At 58.9% G+C, this 22,093-nt stretch carries 22 protein-coding genes and 1 pseudogene; 14 read left to right on the top strand and 9 right to left on the bottom strand.

Annotated elements, in window-relative coordinates; all coding sequences use genetic code 11:
• Position 1: 1 nt before the first annotated feature.
• Positions 2–1,402 (bottom strand): DUF4856 domain-containing protein, encoded by a 1,401-nt coding sequence (locus ACZ1HE_RS04250; RefSeq protein ID WP_472619691.1) that lies wholly within the window; start codon positions 1,400–1,402, stop codon positions 2–4.
• Positions 1,403–1,691: 289 nt separating this feature from the next.
• Here ACZ1HE_RS04250 and speA point away from each other — a divergent pair, with 289 nt between their 5' ends.
• From speA to speB, 4 genes are all read left to right on the top strand, one after another.
• Entirely contained in the window at positions 1,692–3,554 is a 1,863-nt protein-coding gene (gene speA, locus ACZ1HE_RS04245; RefSeq protein ID WP_472624355.1) for a biosynthetic arginine decarboxylase, read from the top strand.
• A 24-nt stretch (positions 3,555–3,578) separates the two neighbouring features.
• Complete coding sequence (locus ACZ1HE_RS04240; protein ID WP_472619690.1) at positions 3,579–4,790, top strand: saccharopine dehydrogenase family protein; 1,212 nt, start codon at positions 3,579–3,581, stop codon at positions 4,788–4,790.
• A gap of 306 nt (positions 4,791–5,096) precedes the next feature.
• Complete coding sequence (nspC, locus tag ACZ1HE_RS04235) at positions 5,097–6,266, top strand: carboxynorspermidine decarboxylase (RefSeq protein ID WP_472619689.1); 1,170 nt, start codon at positions 5,097–5,099, stop codon at positions 6,264–6,266.
• A gap of 10 nt (positions 6,267–6,276) precedes the next feature.
• Complete coding sequence (gene speB, locus ACZ1HE_RS04230) at positions 6,277–7,122, top strand: agmatinase (RefSeq protein ID WP_472619688.1); 846 nt, start codon at positions 6,277–6,279, stop codon at positions 7,120–7,122.
• An 87-nt stretch (positions 7,123–7,209) separates the two neighbouring features.
• Here the strand turns inward: speB and ACZ1HE_RS04225 are convergent, their stop codons facing one another.
• Positions 7,210–7,659 carry an Lrp/AsnC family transcriptional regulator gene (locus ACZ1HE_RS04225; protein ID WP_472619687.1) on the bottom strand — a complete coding sequence of 150 codons (450 nt, stop codon included), beginning with the start codon at positions 7,657–7,659 and terminating at the stop codon, positions 7,210–7,212.
• Positions 7,660–7,802: 143 nt separating this feature from the next.
• Here ACZ1HE_RS04225 and ACZ1HE_RS04220 point away from each other — a divergent pair, with 143 nt between their 5' ends.
• The 10 genes and pseudogenes from ACZ1HE_RS04220 to katG all read left to right on the top strand — a co-directional run bounded on the left by ACZ1HE_RS04220 (position 7,803) and on the right by katG (position 17,764).
• The gene (locus tag ACZ1HE_RS04220; protein WP_472624353.1) at positions 7,803–8,927 is read left to right on the top strand and encodes an amidohydrolase; all 1,125 of its coding nucleotides are present in this window, start codon (positions 7,803–7,805) and stop codon (positions 8,925–8,927) included.
• A 5-nt stretch (positions 8,928–8,932) separates the two neighbouring features.
• Positions 8,933–10,009 carry a diaminopropionate ammonia-lyase gene (locus tag ACZ1HE_RS04215; protein ID WP_472619686.1) on the top strand — a complete coding sequence of 359 codons (1,077 nt, stop codon included), beginning with the start codon at positions 8,933–8,935 and terminating at the stop codon, positions 10,007–10,009.
• Positions 9,984–10,121: a hypothetical protein gene (locus ACZ1HE_RS04210; RefSeq protein WP_472619685.1), complete on the top strand. Its 138-nt coding sequence runs from the start codon at positions 9,984–9,986 to the stop codon at positions 10,119–10,121. Before ACZ1HE_RS04215 ends, ACZ1HE_RS04210 begins: the two co-directional genes overlap by 26 nt.
• Positions 10,114–11,281: pseudogene (locus ACZ1HE_RS04205) on the top strand (M24 family metallopeptidase). The gene ACZ1HE_RS04210 and the pseudogene ACZ1HE_RS04205 overlap by 8 nt, the downstream one beginning before the upstream one ends.
• Before the next feature lie 10 nt (positions 11,282–11,291).
• Entirely contained in the window at positions 11,292–12,041 is a 750-nt protein-coding gene (locus tag ACZ1HE_RS04200) for a maleate cis-trans isomerase family protein (RefSeq protein WP_472619684.1), read from the top strand.
• Between the two features lie 88 nt (positions 12,042–12,129).
• On the top strand, positions 12,130–12,297 hold the full coding sequence (locus tag ACZ1HE_RS04195; protein ID WP_472619683.1) for a hypothetical protein: 168 nt from the start codon (positions 12,130–12,132) through the stop codon (positions 12,295–12,297).
• Between the two features lie 22 nt (positions 12,298–12,319).
• Positions 12,320–13,636 carry a DUF4153 domain-containing protein gene (locus ACZ1HE_RS04190; RefSeq protein ID WP_472624351.1) on the top strand — a complete coding sequence of 439 codons (1,317 nt, stop codon included), beginning with the start codon at positions 12,320–12,322 and terminating at the stop codon, positions 13,634–13,636.
• The gene (locus ACZ1HE_RS04185; protein ID WP_472619682.1) at positions 13,617–14,294 is read left to right on the top strand and encodes a response regulator transcription factor; all 678 of its coding nucleotides are present in this window, start codon (positions 13,617–13,619) and stop codon (positions 14,292–14,294) included. The genes ACZ1HE_RS04190 and ACZ1HE_RS04185 overlap by 20 nt, the downstream gene beginning before the upstream one ends.
• The gene (locus ACZ1HE_RS04180) at positions 14,257–15,279 is read left to right on the top strand and encodes a sensor histidine kinase (RefSeq protein ID WP_472619681.1); all 1,023 of its coding nucleotides are present in this window, start codon (positions 14,257–14,259) and stop codon (positions 15,277–15,279) included. Before ACZ1HE_RS04185 ends, ACZ1HE_RS04180 begins: the two co-directional genes overlap by 38 nt.
• Positions 15,280–15,544: 265 nt before the next feature.
• A complete protein-coding gene (katG, locus tag ACZ1HE_RS04175) occupies positions 15,545–17,764 on the top strand; it encodes a catalase/peroxidase HPI (protein WP_472619680.1) in 2,220 nt (739 codons plus the stop codon).
• An 84-nt stretch (positions 17,765–17,848) separates the two neighbouring features.
• Here the strand turns inward: katG and ACZ1HE_RS04170 are convergent, their stop codons facing one another.
• From ACZ1HE_RS04170 to ACZ1HE_RS04140, 7 genes are all read right to left on the bottom strand, one after another.
• Positions 17,849–18,211 carry a cupin domain-containing protein gene (locus tag ACZ1HE_RS04170; protein WP_472619679.1) on the bottom strand — a complete coding sequence of 121 codons (363 nt, stop codon included), beginning with the start codon at positions 18,209–18,211 and terminating at the stop codon, positions 17,849–17,851.
• A gap of 57 nt (positions 18,212–18,268) precedes the next feature.
• A complete protein-coding gene (locus ACZ1HE_RS04165) occupies positions 18,269–19,672 on the bottom strand; it encodes an NAD(P)/FAD-dependent oxidoreductase (RefSeq protein ID WP_472619678.1) in 1,404 nt (467 codons plus the stop codon).
• A 30-nt stretch (positions 19,673–19,702) separates the two neighbouring features.
• Positions 19,703–19,843 (bottom strand): hypothetical protein, encoded by a 141-nt coding sequence (locus tag ACZ1HE_RS04160; RefSeq protein WP_472619677.1) that lies wholly within the window; start codon positions 19,841–19,843, stop codon positions 19,703–19,705.
• A gap of 7 nt (positions 19,844–19,850) precedes the next feature.
• Positions 19,851–20,090 (bottom strand): nuclear transport factor 2 family protein, encoded by a 240-nt coding sequence (locus ACZ1HE_RS04155; protein ID WP_472619676.1) that lies wholly within the window; start codon positions 20,088–20,090, stop codon positions 19,851–19,853.
• A gap of 136 nt (positions 20,091–20,226) precedes the next feature.
• Positions 20,227–20,721, bottom strand: a complete 495-nt coding sequence (locus ACZ1HE_RS04150) for a universal stress protein (RefSeq protein WP_472619675.1) — start codon at positions 20,719–20,721, stop codon at positions 20,227–20,229.
• 18 nt (positions 20,722–20,739) lie between these two features.
• Complete coding sequence (locus tag ACZ1HE_RS04145; protein WP_472619674.1) at positions 20,740–21,450, bottom strand: TRAP transporter large permease; 711 nt, start codon at positions 21,448–21,450, stop codon at positions 20,740–20,742.
• On the bottom strand, positions 21,416–22,081 hold the full coding sequence (locus tag ACZ1HE_RS04140; RefSeq protein WP_472619673.1) for a TRAP transporter large permease subunit: 666 nt from the start codon (positions 22,079–22,081) through the stop codon (positions 21,416–21,418). The genes ACZ1HE_RS04145 and ACZ1HE_RS04140 overlap by 35 nt, the downstream gene beginning before the upstream one ends.
• Positions 22,082–22,093 lie beyond the last annotated feature (12 nt).

Raw genomic sequence — 22,093 nt, 5'->3', positions numbered from 1 at the left:
CTTAGTCGTTTTCGGCCGAGGCGTTTTCGCCCAACTTGTCGGCCAGCGCAGCCAGATCTGCAGTCGCATCGTTGGCGCGAGATTCGATTCCAAAGGTATCGATCAACAGTTTCTGCACCTTCAGCATGTTGACCTGATAATCATCCATCGACATTTCGCGACCGCGCACAAAATTACCATCCGCGTCTATATCGGACACCATCTTGCCATCCGGCATGGCAGGGCCGAAACCGATCAGCCAGTTCATGTCAATCGCTGCAGCGCCCAGATTGTTCTTGCCCGACTGAAGCGCCATCGAGAAGCCTTTGAGCTCACCCCAGTGCTTGACATAGTTGCGCAGTGCCTTGTCGGTGTCCTCGCCCGATTTGATCTTGTTGATATCCGTGTAAACCGAACCGGCATATTTGAACGTGGCTTCGGCCAGTGTCTTTTCCCAGTTGGTTTCGATGATATCAGCATAGTTCTTGAGCTGCAGGCGCTGCTCGTCTGTCAGCGCCTCACCATTGGCCGAGGTAATCAATGCGCGACCATCACGGAAAGCATTGAAAATGGTGGCCATGTACTGGGTGTTCTTGTTGCCACCTTTGTCAGCACCGGCCGCGTAGTAGGCCGGACCGAAAACCATTTCGGTTTTCAGGTCGATCACACCATCGCCATTTGCATCAGCTGCGGCCATATCCTTTTGCTTGGACACTCCATAGTTCTGCTCAGGCGACAGAGTTACCGAATGAGCTGCGGCGCCAAAATAGCCAAACGCCTCATCCCAGGAATGTTCCTTGCCTGTATAATGCGCACCTTCTTTGTAAGGCTTGTCATTGGGTTTGTTGTCGGCTTCCAGCTTTTCGTCCAGATAGTTGTCTACCGCCTGGTTGTATGCCATTGCCCCAAGTGTAAACTTCGAGATCAACTGCCCCCAGTCCATGCCGTTCACCGGGTCGTAGCCTTGGTTCGAAGCAGCAGCCAAACTGATCATCTGCAGGGCGACATCAACACCGGACTGATTGCCCGGCCACGCTGTCATGGCACCCTTGTAGAACTTGCCGGAAATGTTTTTGCCGGACGAGATTTCGTTCACAGTCGATTGCATCACCGGGAATCCATCTTTGGACGCAGGAGCAATGATCGCAAGGTCTTCGTCCGAGCCATTGAAATAGGCGAGCATCAGAGCTTCGACTTCTGCAGCGTTATTGCCACCGTCACCCTTGGCGGCTGCTTTCTTCAGACTGTCATGCAGGACATGACGAGCGATTTGGCCTGAGTAAGAGACAGAGTTGGTTTTGTCGCCTTCGTAGCCTTTCACGGTGACAGGAAACGGACCATACGCCTGATCCGCGAATGCTGCGCCGCTGAACAATGTGGCAGCGAAAAGCGCCGTTGTGAGTTTAAGGTTGAACTTGGACATAGGGACCCTTCACATATTACCCGACAGAAGAAGTCGGAATTTTAGTTGACCGTTTAAGTCAACTAATCAGATAAATTGTCAAGCACCAACTTCAGCTGGTGGTCGGTTTTTGCGAATTTGGAGGTGAACCAAGCCGAGTCTGATCCTATCAATCGCATGCCCCCGAACAGCTCTGAAACAAGATTTGCCTTGGACGAGATCACGGACCTCGCCTAAAGGGCGTCCACCTATGTTGAAACTCCTGCAGAATGGGTGTCTTTGATTGAAACAACCTCTCGACGAACCGCACATGGTCTACGGCGTAGACAAATGGGGCAAAGGCCTGATTGTGGTGACCGACGAGGGGGATATCGGGCTACGGAATCCGCTGGCCCCCGACGCACCCGCCGTCAGCCTGCCCGGTATCCTTAGTGATCTGGACGAGCGCGGGATCAAATCACCCATGGTGCTGAGGGTTAGCTCATATCTTGAGCACGAGATCGCACAGATCAACGACAGCTTTGCCAGCGCCATCGCACGCACCGGCTATCAGGGTGCTTATCGCGGCGTCTTTCCCATCAAGGTGAACCAGCAGGCTCAGGTCATCGACCGGATTGTCGAGTTCGGCCACAAATACAACTATGGGCTCGAGGCCGGGTCCAAGCCCGAATTGGTCATCGCTCTGGCTCACCGACTGGCCAAGGACGCGCTGATAGTCTGCAACGGTGTCAAGGATGCCGAGTTCATCCAGCTGGCGATCCTGTCGCGCAAATTGGGCTTCAACACAGTGATCGTGCTGGAAAGCCCGAAAGAGGCCGACACCGTGATCGAGGTCTACAAGGAGCTCGGGATCGAACCTTTGTTGGGCGTTCGTGTGAAGCTCACCAACCAGATCAGCGGCAAATGGGAAGAAAGCTCGGGCGACCGCTCGGCTTTTGGGATGAACACCGATCAACTGGTCGCCGTAGTAGACAAGTTGCGGGATGCGGGGTTGCTTCAGTGCCTCAAGCTGCAGCATTCCCATCTGGGCAGCCAGGTGCAGGACGTCAACGACGTGCGTCGCGCTGTCGGAGAAGCATGTCGGTACTACACCGAGCTGACCGCCGAAGGTGTAGCTCTGACCCACCTGGATCTGGGTGGCGGCATGGGTGTGGACTATACCGGCGAGAAAAAAGCGGCGGAAAACTCGATCAATTACACGGTAGCAGAATACTGCGCCAATGTGGTTGAAACCGTGCTCTATGCGATGGACGAGGCCGAAGTGGATCACCCCACGCTGGTGACTGAAAGCGGGCGGGCCGTGGTCGCCACATCCTCGATGCTATTGTTCAACGTGCTGGAAAGCACGCTCTATGACGCGCCCTCTGCCCCCGAGGTTGAGGCCGATGATCACCATCTGGTTTCGGACTTGGCGGCGGTTGGCGGCTATCTCAAACCCGAGCGTCTTCAGGAATGCTGGAACGACGCCACATTCTATCGCAACGAACTGCGCGCGCTGTTCCGGCGAGGCTATATCGACCTGCGCCAGATGGCCCGGGCCGAGCGCATCTACCTGAACCTGATGGCCGGCATCAAGGCGCTGGTGGCCGCACAAGAGGGTGAGACAGATGTGGATGATCAGCTAGAAAAGCTGGCCGACATCTATCACTGCAACTTTTCCCTGTTCCAATCGCTGCCCGACAGTTGGGCCATCGGTCAGTTGCACCCGATCGCGCCCCTGCAGATGCTGAACCAAACGCCCGACCGACGCGCAGTTCTGTCTGACATCACCTGCGACAGCGACGGCAAGGTCGACAAGTTCATTCTGGCCGATGGCGTGTCACCCTCGTTGCCGGTTCATTCACTGCCCGAGGATCAACCATATTACCTGGGCGTCTTCTTTGTCGGTGCCTATCAGGAAACGCTCGGCGATCTGCACAATCTGTTTGGTGACACCAACGTCGTCACCATCGACTTGCGCGCGGACGGCGGGTTCGACCTGCTGCATGAACAAGAGGGCGATACAATCAGCCAGGTCATGTCCTATGTCGAATTCGACCCGACCGATTGCGTCGCCGCCTTCCGCAAGCTCGTTGACGGCGCGATTTCCGCCGGTACGCTGAAAGCCAGCGAACGCAAGCTGATCATTGGTGCTTATCGCGACAGCATCAACGGCTATACTTACTACGAATAACCCCCATCCAGAGGAGATTTGCGCATGGGTAAGACACTGGTTGTCGGTGCAGGAGGCGTATCCCACGCCGCAGTGCACAAAATGGCGATGAACAGCGACATCTTTACCGAGATTACGCTGGCGAGCCGAACCAAGTCGAAATGCGATGCGATCGCTGCCGCTGTCAAAGAGCGCGTGGGTGTCGAGATCAAGACCGCCGAACTGGACGCCTATAAGGTGGCCGACACGGTTGCGCTGATCAAGGAAACGGGGGCCGAGCTGCTGGTCAACCTGGCCCTGCCCTATCAGGATCTCGTGCTGATGGATGCCTGCTTGGAAGCGGGCTGTCACTATCTGGACACCGCGAATTACGAGCCCGAGGATGTGGCCAAATTCGAATACCACTGGCAGTGGGCCTATCAGGACCGCTTCAAAGAGGCTGGCCTGACTGCGATCCTAGGTTCGGGTTTTGATCCCGGCGTGACAAGCGTGTTCGCAACTTGGTTGAAGAAACACAAGCTGGACACCATCCGCCAGATCGACGTGCTGGATGCCAACGGTGGCTCCAACGATCAGGAATTCGCCACCAACTTCAACCCGGAAATCAACCTGCGCGAGGTTCTGGCCGAGGTGCGTCATTGGGAAAACGGCGAATGGAAAACCAGCCCTGCCATGACCACCAAGGTTGAGTTCGACTTCCCGGCCATCGGCAACAAAAACATGTACCAGATGTATCACGAGGAATTGGAGAGCCTGACCACCCACTTCCCCGAGATCGAACGCGCCCGTTTCTGGATGACCTTTGGCGATGCCTACATCATGCACGCCAAAGTGCTGGAAAACGTCGGCATGACCCGCATCGACCCGGTGATGCACGACGGCAAGGAAATCATCCCGATTCAGTTCCTGAAAACCCTGCTGCCCGATCCCGGCGATTTGGGTGCAGAAACCAAGGGCAAGGCCTGCATCGGTGACATTGCCACAGGTCAGGCCAAGGATGGCTCGGGCGAGAAGACCTATTACATCTACAACATCTGCGACCACGAAGAATGCTATGCCGAGGTCGGCAGCCAGGCGGTCAGCTACACCACCGGCGTTCCCGCCATGATCGGTGCGGCGCAGGTGCTGAAAGGCAACTGGAAAGAGCCCGGCGTCTGGAACATGGAACAGCTGGATCCTGACAACTTCATGGACATGCTCAATGAGCACGGCCTGCCCTGGCAAGTTCACGAGTTGGACGGCCCGGTCGAGTTCTAAATCTCAGCCGCTATCTACAAAAAAGGGAGCGTCTAGAAACAATGTCGTCAGATCAGCAAATGCTCATTCTGATCGGATTGATGTTTGGAACCTATACGCTCCTTCTTTTCGCTTCCAAGCGCTACAGGACAGACACGGTCAAAATGTTTCGCTTGGAAAAATCCAGCGTTCGAGTGGCAGTGGAAAACCCTGCCGCTCTCATCGCCCATATGCTGTCATTGATAGTGCCACTTTGGGTAATGGGCCTTCTCTGATAATGCGTTAAATCCGCAGGCCACCGGCTAGAATGAAAGGGAATGGATTGTCATGACAGACATGATGACCACACAGGCTGGCGACGCCGGAGCCTTCCGCAACTTCGACCTCAAACGCGTCCCCTCGCCCTGCTTCGTCGTCGACGAAAAGGCCATTGAACTCAACCTTTCGATCCTGTCAGAAGTCGCAGAACGCTCCGGCGCCCATGTCCTGAGCGCGCTCAAGGCGTTCTCGATGTTCGCCCTTGCCCCGCTGGTGCGCCAACATCTGGGCGGCACCTGCGCATCCGGCATCTATGAAGCCCGCCTGGGCCGCGAGGAATACGGCGGCGAGGTAGCGACCTTCTGCGCAGGCTACAAAGACAGCGACATAGACGAAATCCTGTCCCTGTCGGACCACATAATCTTCAACAGCCCAGCGCAAAAAGACCGTTTTCTGGCCAAAGCCCAAGCCGCAGGCGTACAGATAGGCTTGCGTATCAATCCTGAACACTCCGAGGGCGAGATTCCGAAATACGACCCCTGCGCCCCCTGCTCGCGACTGGGAACGCCTGTTTCGCAACTCACGCCCGAAATCATGCAGGGCGTCGATGGCCTGCACATGCACACGCTGTGCGAACAAGGCTTTGAACCGCTCGCTCGCACATGGGAAGCGGTTGCCCCAAAGCTCGCGCCCTATCTGCCCGACCTCAAATGGCTCAACTTCGGCGGCGGCCACCACATCACACGCGATGACTATGACCGCGACGCTCTGGTCGATTTCATCAAATCCATCCGCGAGACACACGGCGTTGAGGTCTATCTGGAGCCTGGCGAGGCAGTGGCGCTCGACGCAGGCATCCTGGTGGGCGAAATCCTCGACCTGCCCACCAATGGCATGAACCTTGCAATCACCGACATCTCGGCCACGTGCCACATGCCCGACGTGATCGAAGCCCCCTATCGCCCTGCCCTGATGGACGAGACCGACGCAGGCCACACCTACCGATTGGGCGGGCCGTCCTGTTTGGCGGGCGACGTGATCGGTGATTACACGTGGGACCAGCCATTAGAGATCGGCCAGCGTTTTGCCTTCCTCGATCAGGCGCATTATTCGATGGTCAAGACAAACACCTTCAACGGTGTCCCCCTGCCCACAATCGCAGTGTGGAACAGCGAGACGGACGAGTTGGAGATCATCAAACAGTTCGGCTATGACGACTTCAAGGACCGCCTTTCTTAAGGATATGGGCATGAGCATTTTCCTCGACAGTGAACTGACCGACGCGGAGCGCACCGAAGCGGCCCGTTTCCGCGTGATCCCGGTGCCTTTGGAGCGCACGGTATCCTACGGCTCTGGCACCGCCAACGGCCCCGCTGCAATCATCGAGGCCAGCAACGAGTTGGAGCGCATAGTTGGCTCATCCGAACCCTGCGCCGACGGCATCTTCACCGAAACCCCGCTCGATTGTGACGGTCCTCTACCGCACGTCATGGAACGTCTGGCACAGCGCACCGAAGCCGCGATCAACGCGGGCAAAATCCCTGTCACTCTGGGCGGCGAGCATTCCCTGTCTTACGGCGCCGTTACTGGCGTCGCCCGCGCGCTTGGCAAACCCATTGGCATCGTACAGATCGACGCCCATGCCGACCTGCGTGTGGCGTATCAGGGCGAAAGGCATTCCCACGCCAGCGTCATGCACCTGCTGGCCGAGGATGGGATAAAACTGGCCCAATTCGGCGTGCGTGCACTGTGCCAGCAAGAGGTCGACAGCCGCGCCTCTAATGGCATCTTCTTCAAAGACGCCGAAGAGCTGGTGACGCACAACACACACGCCGTCGACCTGCCGAATGACTTCCCCGAGCTGGTCTATGTCAGCTTTGACGTCGATGGCCTCGACCCCAGCCTGATGCCTGCCACCGGCACGCCGGTTCCCGGTGGCTTGGGTTATTATCAGGCGCTGCATCTGGTCGAGCACGCCCTCAAGGGCCGCAAATGCGTCGGTTTCGACGTCGTGGAACTCGCCCCAGATGGTAACGCCGCCTGGGACTTCACGACCGCCCAGATCGTCTATCGCTTGATGGCCGCCTGCACCTAACAACCCGCGGGCAACACCCATATTCTTCTCGTTTGAAATGTGACGGCGGAGTCGCGCTGCTACGGGGGCAGCGCCCCCTCTGCCGCCTCAAACCACGTCCAACGATACCTTGACCCGGTCCATCACGATCGAGGTTTTGAATCGGCTGATGTTGGATTGCTCAAAGAAATGCTCTTGAGTGAAGCGCTCGTATTCCTTGATGTCCGCCACAGTCAGGATCAGCACAAAATCCGCCTCGCCCGTAGTATAGTAACACTGCTGCACGCATTCCGCCGCCCGGATGCGCCGCTTGAAGGCATCCAACTGCGCCAGGTTTTCGCGCTCAAGAATGACTTCGACAATGATGGTCAACTCACGCCCAGCCTTCACGGGTGAGACCACTGCAATCTCGCGCTCGATCACCCCGGTTTCCCGCAGCTTTTTCAACCGCTTTTGCACCGCCGCGGGTGACAGCCCCACGTCCTGGCTGATCACCTCGGCGGTCAACCGCGCGTTGCTCTGCACCAGCTGCAGGATCTGTTTGTCTTTTTCATCCATGTTCCGAATTTCATATCAATTTAGCCAAATGGCAATTATTTTCGTCACTACCAAGACGAACTCTGACGCTCAAAAACCCGAACTTAGATGGATACTCGCAGCACCTACGCGGAGAACAAGACTATGCCCCCTCCCCCGACGATCTGATCACCCTTAGACGCAACTTTCACCGCTGCCCTGAATTGGGGTTTCAGGAGGAGCGCACCAAGGCCCGCGTTGCCGATCATCTGCGTGCACTTGGGCTTGAGGTACACGAGGGTGTGGGCGTAGTCGGTATCCTGCGCGCGGGCACCGGCAACCGCGCCATCGGATTGCGAGCCGACATGGATGCGCTGCCGATCACGGAAATCGCGGGCCCGGACTATGCATCTGAAACGCCCGGTGTCATGCACGCCTGCGGGCACGACGGACACATGACCATGTTGCTCGGCGCCGCCGAAACCCTAGCTGCCGATCCTGACTTTGACGGCACGGTCGTGTTCATCTTTCAACCCAATGAGGAGCACGGGCTGGGCGCACAGGCCATGATCGACGAAGGTGTGTTGGAGCGCTTCCCCATCGAAGAGGTTTATGCCATCCACAACCTCCCCGGCGCGCCGGTGGGTCAAGTGTCGACACGCCCCGGGCTGATCTGCTCATCCGAGAGCCTGTTTGAGCTGACCATCACCGGTCAGGGCGGCCACGCCTCAATGCCGCAAGCGGGCGTGGACGCGATTACGGTAGGGGCCGAGCTGGTCCAGGCCCTGCAAACTATCGTGGCGCGCAAACTGGCCCCTGGCGCAGGCGCGGTTGTTTCAGTTACCGAATTTCTGACCGACGGGCAGCGCAACGTGCTGCCTGGCCACGCAACGCTCAAGGGGGACGCGCGGGCGCGATCTCCACAGGACCGTGCCGAGATTGAGCGACACATGCGTCGGATCGCGACGGGCATCGCGCAGGCGCATGACGTGCAGATCAACGTCTCGTTCAACACCGAGTTTGTCGAGACCATCAATGCCCCCGGCCCGACCGAGGCCGTCGTTCAAGCCGCCCGCACGCAAGGTTTGGACACGATCCCTGACCGCACCCCGATGAGCTTTTCCGAGGATTTCGCCCATTTTGCGGCCGCCGTGCCCGGTTGCTTCCTGCTCTTGGGCAACGGAACCGAGGGGCGCAACGGCCAACCGCTGCATTCGGCGGATTATGATTTCAACGATGCCCTGCTGCCGATTGGCGCAAACTTATGGGCGCAGCTGGTCCGTGACCGGTTGCCACAACGACAGGACTGACCCCGATGACACCTTATCAATCCGCAACTTTGCACCACGTCCACCGCACCCCCGATGCAGGCGATGCCGCCACCCGCGTGCTGTCGGCCGAAGATTTCTCACGCGCCGTGGATGAGATCACAAGCTGGCCCGGTTATGCTGAAACGCCTTTGGCTTCCTTGGATGGATTGGCCAAGGAATTGGGTCTGGGCGCGATATACTACAAACACGAAGGCCCGCGGTTCGGCCTCGGCAGTTTCAAGGCACTTGGCGGGTCGTATGCCGCCATGCGCGTGTTGCAGCGCGTGTTGTCGGAACGTCTGGACACCGATGTGACACTCGCCGACATCAGTGCAGGCAAGTACCGCGATGACTGCGCCAAAATCACCCTCGTGTCGGCGACTGACGGCAACCATGGCCGCTCGCTCGCCTGGGGCTGCCAGCGCTTGGGTGCACCGTGCCGCATCTACATCCACGCCGAGGTCAGCGAAGGCCGCGCCATTGCAATGCGCGAGCTGGGGGCCGAGATCATCCGCATAACCGGCGATTATGACGACTCGGTCGCACTGGCCCGCGAAGAAGCCGAACAAAACGGCTGGTACGTGGTATCCGACACCTCGTGGCCCGGTTACACCGAACCACCGCGCGACGTGATGGCAGGTTATGGCGTGATGACGCGCGAGGCCTGCGAGGCGATGGATCAGGCCCCAACCCATGTGTTCCTGCAAGGCGGCGTCGGCGGTCTTGCGGCCTCAGTCGCGGCTGGATTGCGCCAGTATTGGGGAGCGGACAGCCCGCGTGTGGTCGTGGTTGAACCCGATTTGGCCGCTTGTCTTTATGAAAGCGCCAAGGCAGGGGCTGCCACAAATTTTGCCATCCAAGAAGAGACGATCATGGCAGGCCTGTCTTGCGGTGAGCCGTCCCCCATGGCGTGGGAGATCCTCAGCCAGGAGGCCAGCGACTACCTGACCATTCCCGACAGCATCGTCGCCCCCACCGTCCGCATGCTGGCCCGGCCCCAGAACGGCGAAGAGCCTATCGAAGCTCGGCGAAAGCGCAGTCGCCGGTCTAGCTGCCGTGGTTGCGGCGTGTCAGGCCACTGACCTCAAGGCTGCGCTTGGGCTCGATGAAACCTCGCGTGTGCTGCTCATCGGTTCCGAGGGTGTGACCGACCCTGAAATCTACGCCCGCATCATGGAGGGGCACGATGCCTGAAGCCCCCACACGCGGCTTTGAACAATCCGAGTTCGAAACCCGACTGACCAAGGCGCAGGCCCTTATGGCACAACAGGGTTTCGACGGCATCTTGCTGCTCAGCGAACCCGAAGTGCGCTACTTCAGCGGGTTTCAAACCTTGTTCTGGCAGAGTCCAACGCGACCATGGTTCCTGTATCTCCCCCTCAAGGGTGAGCCAGTCGCGGTGATCCCCGGCATCGGAGCCGACCTGATGGGGCGCACCTGGGTTCGCGACATTCGCACTTGGGACGCGCCAAATCCGGATGACGACGGAATTTCTCTGCTACTCGATCTGCTGGGACCCTTGAATGCCGCTGGTCAGACCTTGGGCATCTTGAAGGGCCACGAAACCGGCCTGCGGATGCCGCTCGGCGATTATGAACGCCTGATGGCGGGGCTGCCTGACATGTTCGTCAAAGATGCCACCGGCCTGATCCGCCAACTACGAATGGTGAAATCCGAAGCAGAGATCGCCAAGCTTGCCCACATCTGCGCCATCGGCTCGGACACGTTTGACTCTGCCTCAGAATTTGCCCGCGAGGGTACCCCGCTCGAGGACGTCTTTCGCGCCTTCCATGCGGCGTGCGCTGTCACTTGGCGCAGATGATGTACCCTATCTCGTGGGCGGTGCCGATCAGGGCGGCTATCACGATGTGATCTCTCCGCCGTCACGCCGTCCCTTGCAAGCGGGAGATATTCTGATGCTGGACACTGGCGCCACATTCGACGGCTATTTCTGCGACTTTGACCGCAACTTTGCCATCACCCGTGCCGACGATGCCTCGCACCGTGCCTATGACGTGCTCTGGCGCGCGACCGAGGCCGGACTAAACGCCGCCCGCCCTGGCACCAGCTGCCGTGACCTGTTCCACGCCATGCGCCAGGTGATCGCGGAACTGGACGACCAAGACGCCAATGTGGGCCGTCTGGGGCATGGTCTGGGCATGCAGTTGACCGAATGGCCCTCGCACGCGGAATTTGACGAAACCATCCTACAAGAGGGTATGGTGATCACGCTGGAACCATCGCTTGGCTACGGCGATGGCCGCACAATGGTGCACGAGGAAAATCTGGTGATCCAGAACGGTGCACCGCGCTTGCTGAGCCGTCGCGCTGCGCCCGAGTTGCCGGTGATCTGAGAGGGATGTGATGAAGCTGCCATTTGACACGGATGCGGGGATCGGGACGCGAGCCAATCTGGGCGTCGTAGTGCTGGAAACCGATGAAACGCTGGAACAGGAATTTGCGCGGATGACGCGCGAGCCGGGCGTGGCTCTCTATCACAATCGCATACCGATGGTGCCCGAAATCCGCCCTGAGACCCTGCAACAAATGGCAGCGGATCTTCCCGCCTCGGCCAGCCTGTTCCCGTCGTCGCTGCAGTTCGACGTAATCGGCTATGGCTGCACGTCAGCCGCGACAGTGATCGGGCCTGATGGGGTACGCGAGGCGATCCAATCCGCCCGCCCCGAGGCTCAGGTCACCGAGCCACTCAGTGCTATAATCGCGGCCTGCAAAGCGATAGACGCGACCCGCCTGGGTTTTGTCACGCCTTACCTTCCGCAGGTCTCGGCACAGATGCGCGACAAACTGGAACAGGCTGGAAACACCATCGCCAGCTTTGCCTCGTTCGAGGAAAGCGATGACCGCGTGGTGGCCCGGATCACGCCCAAGGCCATCCTGAGCGCCGTTGATGCCGTCACGCAGGATGCGGAGTGCGATGCGGTCGTGATCTCCTGCACAAACCTGCGTTGCCTCGACATTATCCCCGAGGCCGAGGTGCGGGCAGGAGTTCCGGTGATTTCCAGCAATCACGCCCTGGCCTGGCACATGCTGCGCCTGAGCGGCGTGGCGGACCAGCGCCCCGAATTCGGGCAGCTGTTTACTCGCTCTCTCTGATCTGCACGAAATCTGCTCATCTGCTGCGCGAGACCTGCACCCGCGTCTGTCATGACTGTCCCAAAGCCAACAAAAAGGGGCACGGAACATGACGCAAACACTGGAAATACGCGGACTTCCCGCATCGATCGCGCAAGACAGCTGGTGGCTAGAGGATACGTCTCCGCCAGAGCCCATGTGCAGTGGGGACAGCACACGCGTGCCCTGGTTGGCAGTACTGATCGGGCTGATCGCACTCGCGGACTTTCTTTTTTGACCACCCCAAGGGGTTGTCGCTGGTGATCTTTGCCGCGTCGATCCTTACCGCAACCTGGATACTGCGCAGACCAAAGGTAAACTGGTCCGGACCGTCGTCACTCCTGGCAGTCGCCAGTCTTCCCGTGATCGAACACCTGCAGGCGCTATCAGTCTTATTTCTGGCTTTGGGCCTCTTGGGCAGCCTTGCGTGGGTTGTTTTGGGGGACAGGGCAACGCTGGCCCAGATCGCGCGCACCGGTGGCCTCATCCTGCGTTCGGTGCCACTGCGGGGCGCGCGCGACCTTTGGAATGGGCGACATCGGGCCGCCGCCCCGCTCCCGCAACCGGGCGCGACCTCAAAGATCAATGCTGCCCTGCGCGCCTGGGGCTTTCCAATGGGCGGGCTGCTGATTCTTAGCGCCCTGCTGATTGAGGCAAATCCGATCTTGCTGCATTGGACAAACTCAATCCGGCTGAACAGTTTCGACCCGGAAAGAGCACTCAGCCGCCTGCTGTTCTGGATCGGTACGGCGCTATTGATTTGGCCCCTGATGGTCCCGCCGCTGGCGCAACGCCAGACCTATCCGCGCAAACCCGGGTCACTCTCGGGCTTCTTTCACCCAAGCACATGGGGCGTGAACAAAACCAGCACCGGCAACGCGCTGATCACCTTCAATGCGCTTCTGGCCGTGCAAACCGTGCTGGATGCCTTCTACCTTTGGGGCGGGGTCAGCCTGCCCGAGGGGATGAGCTATGCCACATACGCCCACCGGGGTGCTTATCCGCTTCTGATCACTGCGCTGTTGGCAGGTGCCTTTGCCTTGGTCACACGTCCACATCTGGGCGACAAGGGTTGGCTCAAACCGCTGCTGTTGCTGTGGTTGGCTCAGAACGTGGCGCTAGTGCTGTCTTCACTTCTGCGGCTTGAACTCTACACCTCGGTCTACGGTCTGACCTACCTTCGCGTGCACGCCGCAATCTGGATGGGCGTTGTTGCCATCGGGCTGGTTTTGGTCGCCTGGCAAATCTGGCACTCCAAATCCAACTTCTGGCTATTGACGCGCTGCGTTACCTTGGGCCTCGGTGTGCTGTACGCCTGTGCGTTCGTAAACTTCGCAGATCTGATCGTTCGCTCCAATCTGTCTCGCACAGACAATGTGGACACATATTACGCCTGTCAATTCGGCCCCATGGCCGCGGCTGCCCTACAAGACATCCCCGGATGTGATGTCCCTGCCCCGCAGATCGAAGGCTGGCGGGATTGGGGCTTTCGGAGCTGGCGGGTGCTGGGTAATCTCGCTGCCATGAACCCAGTCGTGGATCAAGCAGAGGTCAGTCATGAATATCCTCGTCGTTGATGACGACCCGCGACTTCGCGAGTTGCTGACGCTGACACTGAACCGCGCCGGTTATCAGGTCGCGACTGCCTCGAACGGGCAGCAGGCGCTGGTTTCAGCCACCCGCGACACCCCGGATCTGATCGTGCTGGATGTCGGTCTACCCGAGCTTGACGGGCTCGAGGTCTGCCGCCGCCTGCGACAAACCTCTGATGTGCCGATCCTGTTTCTGACCGCTCGCGATGACGAGATTGACCGCATTCTCGGGCTGGAGCTGGGGGCGGATGACTATGTCACCAAACCGTTCAGCCCGCGCGAGTTGGTGGCGCGGATCAAGACGATCCTGAAACGCAGCCAACGTTCGAATACGCCAACCATTCACCGCCACGGCGATCTGACACTGGACCCCGAGCGTCACCTGTGTGCGATAGGCGGAACACCCGTCACGCTGACCCGCACCGAGGCGCAAATCCTGCAAACTCTGCTCCAACGCCCGGACCATGTCATCACACGGTCGCAACTGACGGATGCCATCTATGGCGCGGGCAGCCCCGTGTCCGACCGCACGCTGGACAGCCACCTTCGCAACCTGCGCCGAAAACTGGCCGAGGCCGGTTGGAGCGACGGGGTGGAAACCGTGCATGGCGTTGGCCTGCGCCTGCGCCCGTGGCCAGTATGAGCCGCAAGTGGCGTCCCCCCTGTGGTTCGTTCTTGGCGGCGCGTTGACCGGAACTCTGGGGATGTCGCTGGCCGGGTTGGTGGTGCTGCGTTATTTGGGTCCCGAAATCGGCTTTCGCCCCGCAGCCGTGCTTTTGGCCATTGGGATCGGATTAGCCACTTTGGCCCTTGGCGTTCTGTTGGTGCGACTACTGCTGCGCCCGATTTCCGAGCTCTCGCAGAGGGCCGAAGCGGTGCGGTTAGGCCAATCAAAGGGCGCAGATCCGCTTGAACATTACGGCACACAGGAATTGCATCGCTTGGGGCAAAGCGTGCTGGACATGGCGCATGCCCTGCAACGGCGCGAAGCCTCTATTCGCACCTTCGCCGATCACGTCACACACGAGTTGAAAACACCGGTGTCTGCCATCCACGCCGCCGCCGAGCTTTTGGAGGATAACCCCGAATTGAACACCGAGGATCGGCAATTGGTGCACCAAATTCAGGGGGCAGCGCAGCAGATGCAGGATCAGCTGAGCGCCTTGCATCGTATCACGGCCGCGCGTGAACCCGCCTATCATGGCAGATGCAGGCTAAGCGATATCATGGATACCATTCGGGCCTCGCATACCGAACTCGACGTGACCACCTCTGGCGGTGACGTCGCTCTGCCATTGTCGGGCGAGGGACTTCGGATCGTACTGACACATCTGCTGGACAATGCCTCTCAGCACGGGGCCACTCAGATCACGCTAGAGGTCACGCAGGCAGATACAATTCCGTCAATGCAGATCGCGGACAACGGACCGGGCGTGTCACCCGGCAATCAAGCACATGTCTTTGAGCCGTTTTTCACGTCACGCCGGGATTCAGGCGGCACCGGCATGGGATTGCCGATCGTGCGCAACTTGTTGCAGGCTCATGGCGCAGAAATCGCACTGATCCCAACTGACAAGGGCGCGTGTTTCAACGTTTCTTTCTCGGATGGTCACCGGGTTTCCGACTGATAATGAAAACTTATTGAAACGATGACAATAAACAATTTTCTCCAATCCATTTTGTCCGCTAGGCTTTGAGTCGAAGCGTTGAAGTCGGATTGGCACACAGGCGTGTTTTTTCGTTCCAAACCAATCTGTTGAAGGTACTTGGCAGCTCTATTCTTACCTGAACCCTCGCGAAATCCGCGAGAATCGGCAGAATGGCCTGTTGAGTGTCTGTTTCAGCATTCACGCAGCGAATTTAGAATACAAAAGCCACGATCGGAGAGCAAAAATGGACGGAAACAACAGCGCAGGGAAATGCCCCGTGATGCACGGTGCCCCCGTGAACACGTCTCGAGGAGGAACTGGCAACCGCGACTGGTGGCCGAACCAATTGAACTTAAACATCCTGCATCAGCACTCGTCGAAGTCGAACCCGATGAACCCGGACTTCGATTATGCCGAAGCGTTCAAATCGCTCGACTTGCAGGCGCTCAAGGCCGATCTGACCGCCCTAATGACCGACAGTCAAGATTGGTGGCCTGCGGATTATGGTCACTATGGCGGCTTGTTCATTCGCATGGCGTGGCACAGTGCCGGTACCTATCGCACCGCCGACGGGCGTGGTGGTGGCTCGACCGGCAACCAGCGCTTTGCGCCGCTCAACAGCTGGCCGGACAACGGCAACCTGGACAAGGCGCGCCGTCTGCTGTGGCCGATCAAACAGAAGTACGGCAACAAAATCTCATGGGCTGACCTGATGATCCTGGCCGGGAACGTTGCCATCGAATCCATGGGCGGGCCGGTCTTTGGCTTTGCCGACGGTCGAGAAGACATCTGGGAGCCCGAGCAGGACATTTACTGGGGCGCAGAAAAGGAATGGCTGGCTACGTCTGACAAGGAAGACAGCCGCTATTCGGGTGAGCGTGATCTGGAAAACCCGCTGGCGGCGGTTCAGATGGGCCTGATCTACGTCAACCCCGAAGGCCCAGATGGCAACCCTGACCCGGTTCTGTCCGGCAACGACGTCATCGACACCTTTGGCCGTATGGCGATGAACCCCGAAGAGACCGTCGCGCTGGTTGCGGGTGGTCACACCTTCGGCAAAGCACATGGTGCAGGCGATCCCGATCTGGTTGGCGCCGAGCCCGAAGCCGCGTCCATCGAACAGATGGGTCTTGGCTGGAAAAACGGCCTTGGCACCGGCAAAGGTGGTGACACCACCACCAGCGGCGTTGAAGGCGCTTGGAAACCGAATCCGACAACTTGGGACAACGGCTATTTCGACGTGCTGTTTGGCTATGAGTGGGAGCTGGTGAAAAGCCCCGCAGGTGCCCAGCAATGGCAAGCCAAGGACGTCGCGCCCGAGCACATGGTTGTCGATGCACATGACACGTCAAAAAGCCATGCACCGATGATGACCACTGCCGACATGTCGCTGCGGATGCACCCCGACCTCGAGCCGATCTCGCGCCGGTTCCACGAAAACCCGGATCAGTTCGCCGACGCCTTTGCCCGCGCCTGGTTCAAGCTGACCCACCGCGACATGGGCCCACGCAGCCTGTACCTGGGCGACGATGTCCCGGCCGAAGAACTGCTGTGGCAGGACAACGTCCCTGCCGTCGACCACGATCTGGTGGATGCGGGCGATGTGGCCGCACTCAAGGAGCAGATCATGGCAACTGGCCTGTCGGTGTCGGAGCTGGTCTCGGCAGCCTGGGCGTCGGCCTCGACATTCCGTGGATCGGACAAGCGTGGTGGTGCCAACGGCGCACGCGTGCGTCTGGAGCCGCAAAAGGATTGGGAGGCCAACAACCCGGCGCAATTGGCCAAGGTCCTGTCGGCGCTTGAGGGCGTGCAATCCGCGTTCAACGGCGCGCAATCGGGCGGCAAGAAAGTGTCGCTGGCAGATCTGATCGTTCTGGGTGGCTCTGCCGCCATCGAACAGGCAGCCAAGGCTGCTGGTCACTCTGTCGAGGTGCCATTCGCAACCGGTCGTACCGACGCAAGCGCCGAGCAGACAGATGTTGAATCCGTCGCCGTGCTGGAACCCATCGCCGATGGTTTCCGCAACTACACCAAGGGCCGGTTCAGCGTCGCTGACGAGGAGCTGCTGGTCGACAAGGCACAGTTGCTGACCCTGACCGCACCAGAAATGACTGCGCTGATTGGTGGTATGCGCGTGCTCGACACCAACTGGGACGGCTCGGCACATGGCGTGCTGACCAACCGGCCCGGCCAACTGTCGAACGACTTCTTCGTCAACCTGCTGGACGCGGGCATCGAATGGTCTGCAGCAGACGAGGACAGCCGCGTCTTTGACGGCAAGGACCGCGCGTCGGGTCAGATCAAGTGGACCGGCACCCGTGCCGATCTGGTGTTCGGCTCCAACTCGCAACTGCGCGCCCTGGCCGAAGTCTATGGCTCCAGCGATGGCGAGGCTGCATTTGTTCAGCAATTCGTCGAGGCCTGGACCAAAGTGATGAATGCCGATCGCTTTGATGTAGCGTAAGAAAAACAGCCGGAACGCGATCAATTCGCGTTCCGGCAAAACTCAGCCCGGCATGGGCTTCTTTAGTTGCTTTTGATGTTCGTCTTAGTCAGACGTGTCACGGATCACGAAATGCTTGGTCGTGGTCTCGACAACCTCCCAAAAACCGCGAAAACCATCCGGGATCATGAAGCTGTCACCGGTTTTGAAGTCCTTGCGCGTTCCGTCCTCGTGGATCAGCGCGCAGTGGCCAGACACGATGTAGCAATACTCATCCTTGTCGGTGAACGCATGCCACTTGCCAGGTGTCGAGGTCCAAGTACCGGCCGACAGTTTGCCGTCGGGACTGGTGAAGTGCATGCCGACCTTGTGGTGCGGGTCGCCTTCAGTCACGCGATCTGGCAGGTCAGCAAGGCGGCGTTCGCTGCGCGAGGCAGGTTCGTCAAACAGGGAAATGACGTGGGTCATGGGTGTCGTCTCCTATCAGGAAAAAGGCCCCCGAAGGGGCCTGAGTTGGGGAGGTAATCAGATTACTTCGTCTTTGAGGTAGTACCAGACATAAGCCATCCGCTGACCCATTCGTCGGAACGGGGTCAATAGGCCGTGACTGGGCAAAGGGGAGGTGAAGATCGGCAGATTGAACGCTTCGTCTTTCTTGCCTGCCACCAGCTGAGCCATGCGACGGCCTGCCTGGGCCGAATACATCACGCCGTTACCGCCATATCCCATTGCATAGAAAATGCGTTGATTCGGGTCAGGCTGGAAAATGCGTGGCATCATGTCATGGCTCACGTCGACCCAACCCCACCAGGAATAATCCAGGTTGATGTCTTCAAGCGCAGGGAACTTGCGGGCCAGGTTGGCGCGCAGCATTTGCAGGTGCTTTTCGTTTTCCGCATCCCGCCCCGTCACAGCTGAACGCGAGCCAATCTGCACCCGGTTATCGGGCAGCAGGCGATAATAGTGGCGCAATGTGCGGGTGTCGGTCAGCGGTGACATGGTCTTGATGCCGCAATCATCAAGCTCGGACTGAGTCAGCGGGCGTGTCACCATAGAGTTCGACAGGATCGGCATCAGACGGTGCTTGGTCTTGGAATTCAGACCCGGAGGCGTGTAACCCGCTGTCGCCAGCGCAACGTTCTTGGCCTTGACGATGCCGCCCGGCGTACGGACGTGGTGAATGCCGTTCTTGGTCTCCCAACCCATCACGGGGCTACCGGTGTGGATTTTGACGCCCAGACGACGGGCCATGTTCACATAGCCGAATGCCAGCTTACCTGCGTGGATGCAGGTTCCGTCAGGCTCCCACATCGCACCATGGGATTCCTGATCGTTCACGTGCTCGGCGTGGAGTTCTTCCTTACCGATGATACGCGAGCCATAGCCAAAGGTGCTGTTGAGCAGGTCGCTTTCATTTTGCAGCCCTGCCATCACTTTTTCGCGGTGCGCGATGTAGTAGTGGCCACCTGTCTGCGGGTCGCAGTCGATGTCGTCGCTGGCAATCAGGTCATTGAACAGCTCAAACGCCTCGGACACTTCGCGATGCATGCCTTTGGCCACATCGACGCCCCAGCGTTTGATCCATTGCGACCGCTTGAGGCGGCCGGACGAGATCTGGGCCTGCCCGCCGTTGCGGGTCGAGCAGCCCCAGGCCACGGTGTTGGCTTCAAGGACCACGGCCTGAATGCCGTGCTCCTTGGCGAGGTGAATGGCGGTCGACAGGCCGGTATACCCCGACCCGACGATCACAACGTCGGCTTCCATGTCTCCTGACACAGGGCCATCATCAGCAGGCGGTGTACCCGCAGTACCAATCCAATAGGTCGGTGCATGATCACGGTTGTGTCCCGGGCCAGCGTCAATGATCGGATCGTATTTCGGATCATAGCTGGTTTTGGGCCAGTGACGAGGGATGCTGTTGTCCACCATTCTTAACTCCTCCGGTTAGTGTTCGCCGGTTTAGGCTTTGAACATCGGGCGCGACTTGCGCAGCGCCTGTTTCACGACGAGCATGCCGTCACGAACGGTGAACAGATCGGCGCCTTCGGCCTCGACCCGCATGCCGTCTGCATCGGTTCCCGAAAAAGTCCACTCGGACACAGCGCGATCACCGTGAACAAAGTGGCTGTGGTGATCCCAATGCGCGTCTTTCATGCTTAGCCCATACAGCCGAGAATGCGGCGGCGATGGCGGCTTTGCCTTCGACCTTGTTGCCGTATTTCTCGTCACCGCCGACAGTGTAGAACACACAGTCATCGGCGAAGTGGGTCATCACCCCGTCAATGTCATGACGGTTGAACGCGTCGAACGTATCGGCGAGGTCCTGCGCGGTCAGGGTTTTGGTCATTGCTTTGTTCCTTTGAGTTAAGCGTTTCGAGATCAGGTTGACGCGCAACATGATGTCGAAAGGCTTTCTGCCCTAGGGGGGCAAGGGCCACCCGCGCATTCGTTGGTGAATGCGCGGGCAGCCTTGGTTTATGGTCTCACCCGTCGTTGGGGTGAGGAACGATCAGGGTCGGGATGGCCGAGCGGCGCAAAACGCGCTTGGCCACGGTGCCCAGGAAGGTGTGCGAAAAGCCGTGGTCATGGGCGCCCAGCACGATGAGATCACAGCCCAGCTCTTGCGAACGACGCAGGATCACCTCGGCCGGGTGGCCGTCGGTTACTTCGATAGAAGCAACCTGATCCTTAATCTTGGCGTCGTCCCCTTCGAGCTTGGACCAGAAGTTGGCTTGCCGCTCGGCCAGAACCTTGCGCACCATTTCGTGGCGTCGCTCGATTGCGTTCTTGCGGCTTTCCTCGCTCATGATGAACATTTCCATCGTCACCTTGGCGTCGTCCGACAGGGGCTCGTTCACGTGCAACACGTGAATTTTGGCCCCGGTGCTTTGGGCCAACGCAGCAGCGTGGCGCAAAGCATATGTCGAGTTGTGCGACAGGTCGGTGGCAAACAGGATATGCGTAACCATTGGTTCCATCGAGTTATCCTTTCGAGGTTAATAGCCAAAGACGCGTGGCAACCACAGCGACAGTTCCGGGAAGAAGGCGATGATGAAAATCGCGATCGTGTTCACAGCTGCAAACGGCAGCGCGCGGAGCGAGATCTGTTCGATCGAGATATTCGAGATACCCGATGCGATGAACAGGTTTTCACCCAGTGGCGGTGTCTGGAAGCCAATACCCAGAGTACAGACCATCACCACACCAAAGTGGATCGGGTCGATGCCCACCGAATAGGCCACCGGCAACATCACCGGAACCAGGATCAGAATGGTCGCCAGTGTCTCCATGAACATGCCCACGAAGAGCAAGAAGAAGATGATCAGCGCCCAGATAACATAGAGGTTTTGGGTGAAGCTCAGCATCGAGTCCGCGATGATCGCCGGGATCTGGTTTTCAACCAGCAGACGGCCGAACACGGTTGCAGTGAACAGGATCAGCAGAACACGACCTGTCAGCCAAGTGGTGGCTTCCAGCGCCTGGAACAGCTTGGCCCAGGTGATTTCGCGATAGATGACCACGCCCACAAACAGGGTGTAGAAGATCGCGACAATCGCAGCCTCGGTCGGGGTGAAGAAGCCGGTATAGATACCGCCCAGGATCACCATCGGTGCCATCAACGACCAGAACCCACGGTACATCTCGCAGCCGATGTTCTTGGCGGACCAACCTTCAGCCGAACCGCTGTAGCCGCGTTTTTTCGACATGAAGTAGTTCAGCGTCAGGATCGAGACCCGCAATCAGGAAGGCCGGGATGAACCCTGCGATGAACAGCTTCGAGATCGAAACCGACTGGAAGGTGCCGAATTTCTCGACCGCTTCAGGTGGTGCGGTAAAGCCAAGCGCGGCAATGCCGAAGATAACCATCGGGATCGAAGGCGGGATGATGATGCCCAGACCGCCCGAGGATGCGGTGATGGCCGATGCATAGCCACGCTCGTACCCACGATCGATCATCGCCGGGATCATCAGCATGCCCACGGCAGCTGTTGTTGCCGGGCCTGAGCCAGAGATCGCGCCGAAGAACAAGCAAGCCATCACGGTCGCGGCCGAGATGCCGCCGGTGAATGGGCCCGCCAAACTTTCGGCCACGTTGATCAGGCGTTTTGAGATACCGGCGGCCTCCATCAAGGCACCAGCAAGGATAAAGGCGGGCAGCGCCATCAGCGGGAAGGATCCGACCGAGGTAAAGGCGATCTGCACGAATTTGATCGGGTTCTCATCCAGATAGATGAACGAGATCAGCGATGCACAGCCAAGCGCGACCGTGATGGGCGCACCGATGAGCAACAAGAACAGGAAGGTTCCAAACAGGATGCTTACGATTTCAGATTCCATGACTACTCCCTC

The sequence above is a fragment of the Falsiruegeria sp. JB4-1 genome (genome assembly GCF_055693495.1).
The sequence above is the reverse complement of the archived record's forward strand: the minus strand, read 5'-3'. Positions and strand labels throughout refer to the sequence as shown.

What these genes read in the sequence shown, in the direction of transcription:
- ACZ1HE_RS04250 (WP_472619691.1), bottom strand. Translation starts at nt 1,402, where the DNA reads ATGTCCAAGTTCAACCTTAAACTCACAACGGCGCTTTTCGCTGCCACA.
- speA (WP_472624355.1), top strand. Translation starts at nt 1,692, where the DNA reads ATGGTCTACGGCGTAGACAAATGGGGCAAAGGCCTGATTGTGGTGACC.
- katG (WP_472619680.1), top strand. Translation starts at nt 15,545, where the DNA reads ATGGACGGAAACAACAGCGCAGGGAAATGCCCCGTGATGCACGGTGCC.
- ACZ1HE_RS04140 (WP_472619673.1), bottom strand. Translation starts at nt 22,081, where the DNA reads ATGGAATCTGAAATCGTAAGCATCCTGTTTGGAACCTTCCTGTTCTTG.
- ACZ1HE_RS04180 (WP_472619681.1), top strand. Translation starts at nt 14,257, where the DNA reads ATGGCGTTGGCCTGCGCCTGCGCCCGTGGCCAGTATGAGCCGCAAGTG.
- speB (WP_472619688.1), top strand. Translation starts at nt 6,277, where the DNA reads ATGAGCATTTTCCTCGACAGTGAACTGACCGACGCGGAGCGCACCGAA.
- ACZ1HE_RS04240 (WP_472619690.1), top strand. Translation starts at nt 3,579, where the DNA reads ATGGGTAAGACACTGGTTGTCGGTGCAGGAGGCGTATCCCACGCCGCA.
- ACZ1HE_RS04145 (WP_472619674.1), bottom strand. Translation starts at nt 21,450, where the DNA reads ATGTCGAAAAAACGCGGCTACAGCGGTTCGGCTGAAGGTTGGTCCGCC.
- ACZ1HE_RS04200 (WP_472619684.1), top strand. Translation starts at nt 11,292, where the DNA reads ATGAAGCTGCCATTTGACACGGATGCGGGGATCGGGACGCGAGCCAAT.
- ACZ1HE_RS04170 (WP_472619679.1), bottom strand. Translation starts at nt 18,211, where the DNA reads ATGACCCACGTCATTTCCCTGTTTGACGAACCTGCCTCGCGCAGCGAA.
- ACZ1HE_RS04215 (WP_472619686.1), top strand. Translation starts at nt 8,933, where the DNA reads ATGACACCTTATCAATCCGCAACTTTGCACCACGTCCACCGCACCCCC.
- ACZ1HE_RS04195 (WP_472619683.1), top strand. Translation starts at nt 12,130, where the DNA reads ATGACGCAAACACTGGAAATACGCGGACTTCCCGCATCGATCGCGCAA.
- nspC (WP_472619689.1), top strand. Translation starts at nt 5,097, where the DNA reads ATGACAGACATGATGACCACACAGGCTGGCGACGCCGGAGCCTTCCGC.
- ACZ1HE_RS04225 (WP_472619687.1), bottom strand. Translation starts at nt 7,659, where the DNA reads ATGGATGAAAAAGACAAACAGATCCTGCAGCTGGTGCAGAGCAACGCG.
- ACZ1HE_RS04185 (WP_472619682.1), top strand. Translation starts at nt 13,617, where the DNA reads ATGAATATCCTCGTCGTTGATGACGACCCGCGACTTCGCGAGTTGCTG.
- ACZ1HE_RS04150 (WP_472619675.1), bottom strand. Translation starts at nt 20,721, where the DNA reads ATGGAACCAATGGTTACGCATATCCTGTTTGCCACCGACCTGTCGCAC.
- ACZ1HE_RS04155 (WP_472619676.1), bottom strand. Translation starts at nt 20,090, where the DNA reads ATGACCAAAACCCTGACCGCGCAGGACCTCGCCGATACGTTCGACGCG.
- ACZ1HE_RS04165 (WP_472619678.1), bottom strand. Translation starts at nt 19,672, where the DNA reads ATGGTGGACAACAGCATCCCTCGTCACTGGCCCAAAACCAGCTATGAT.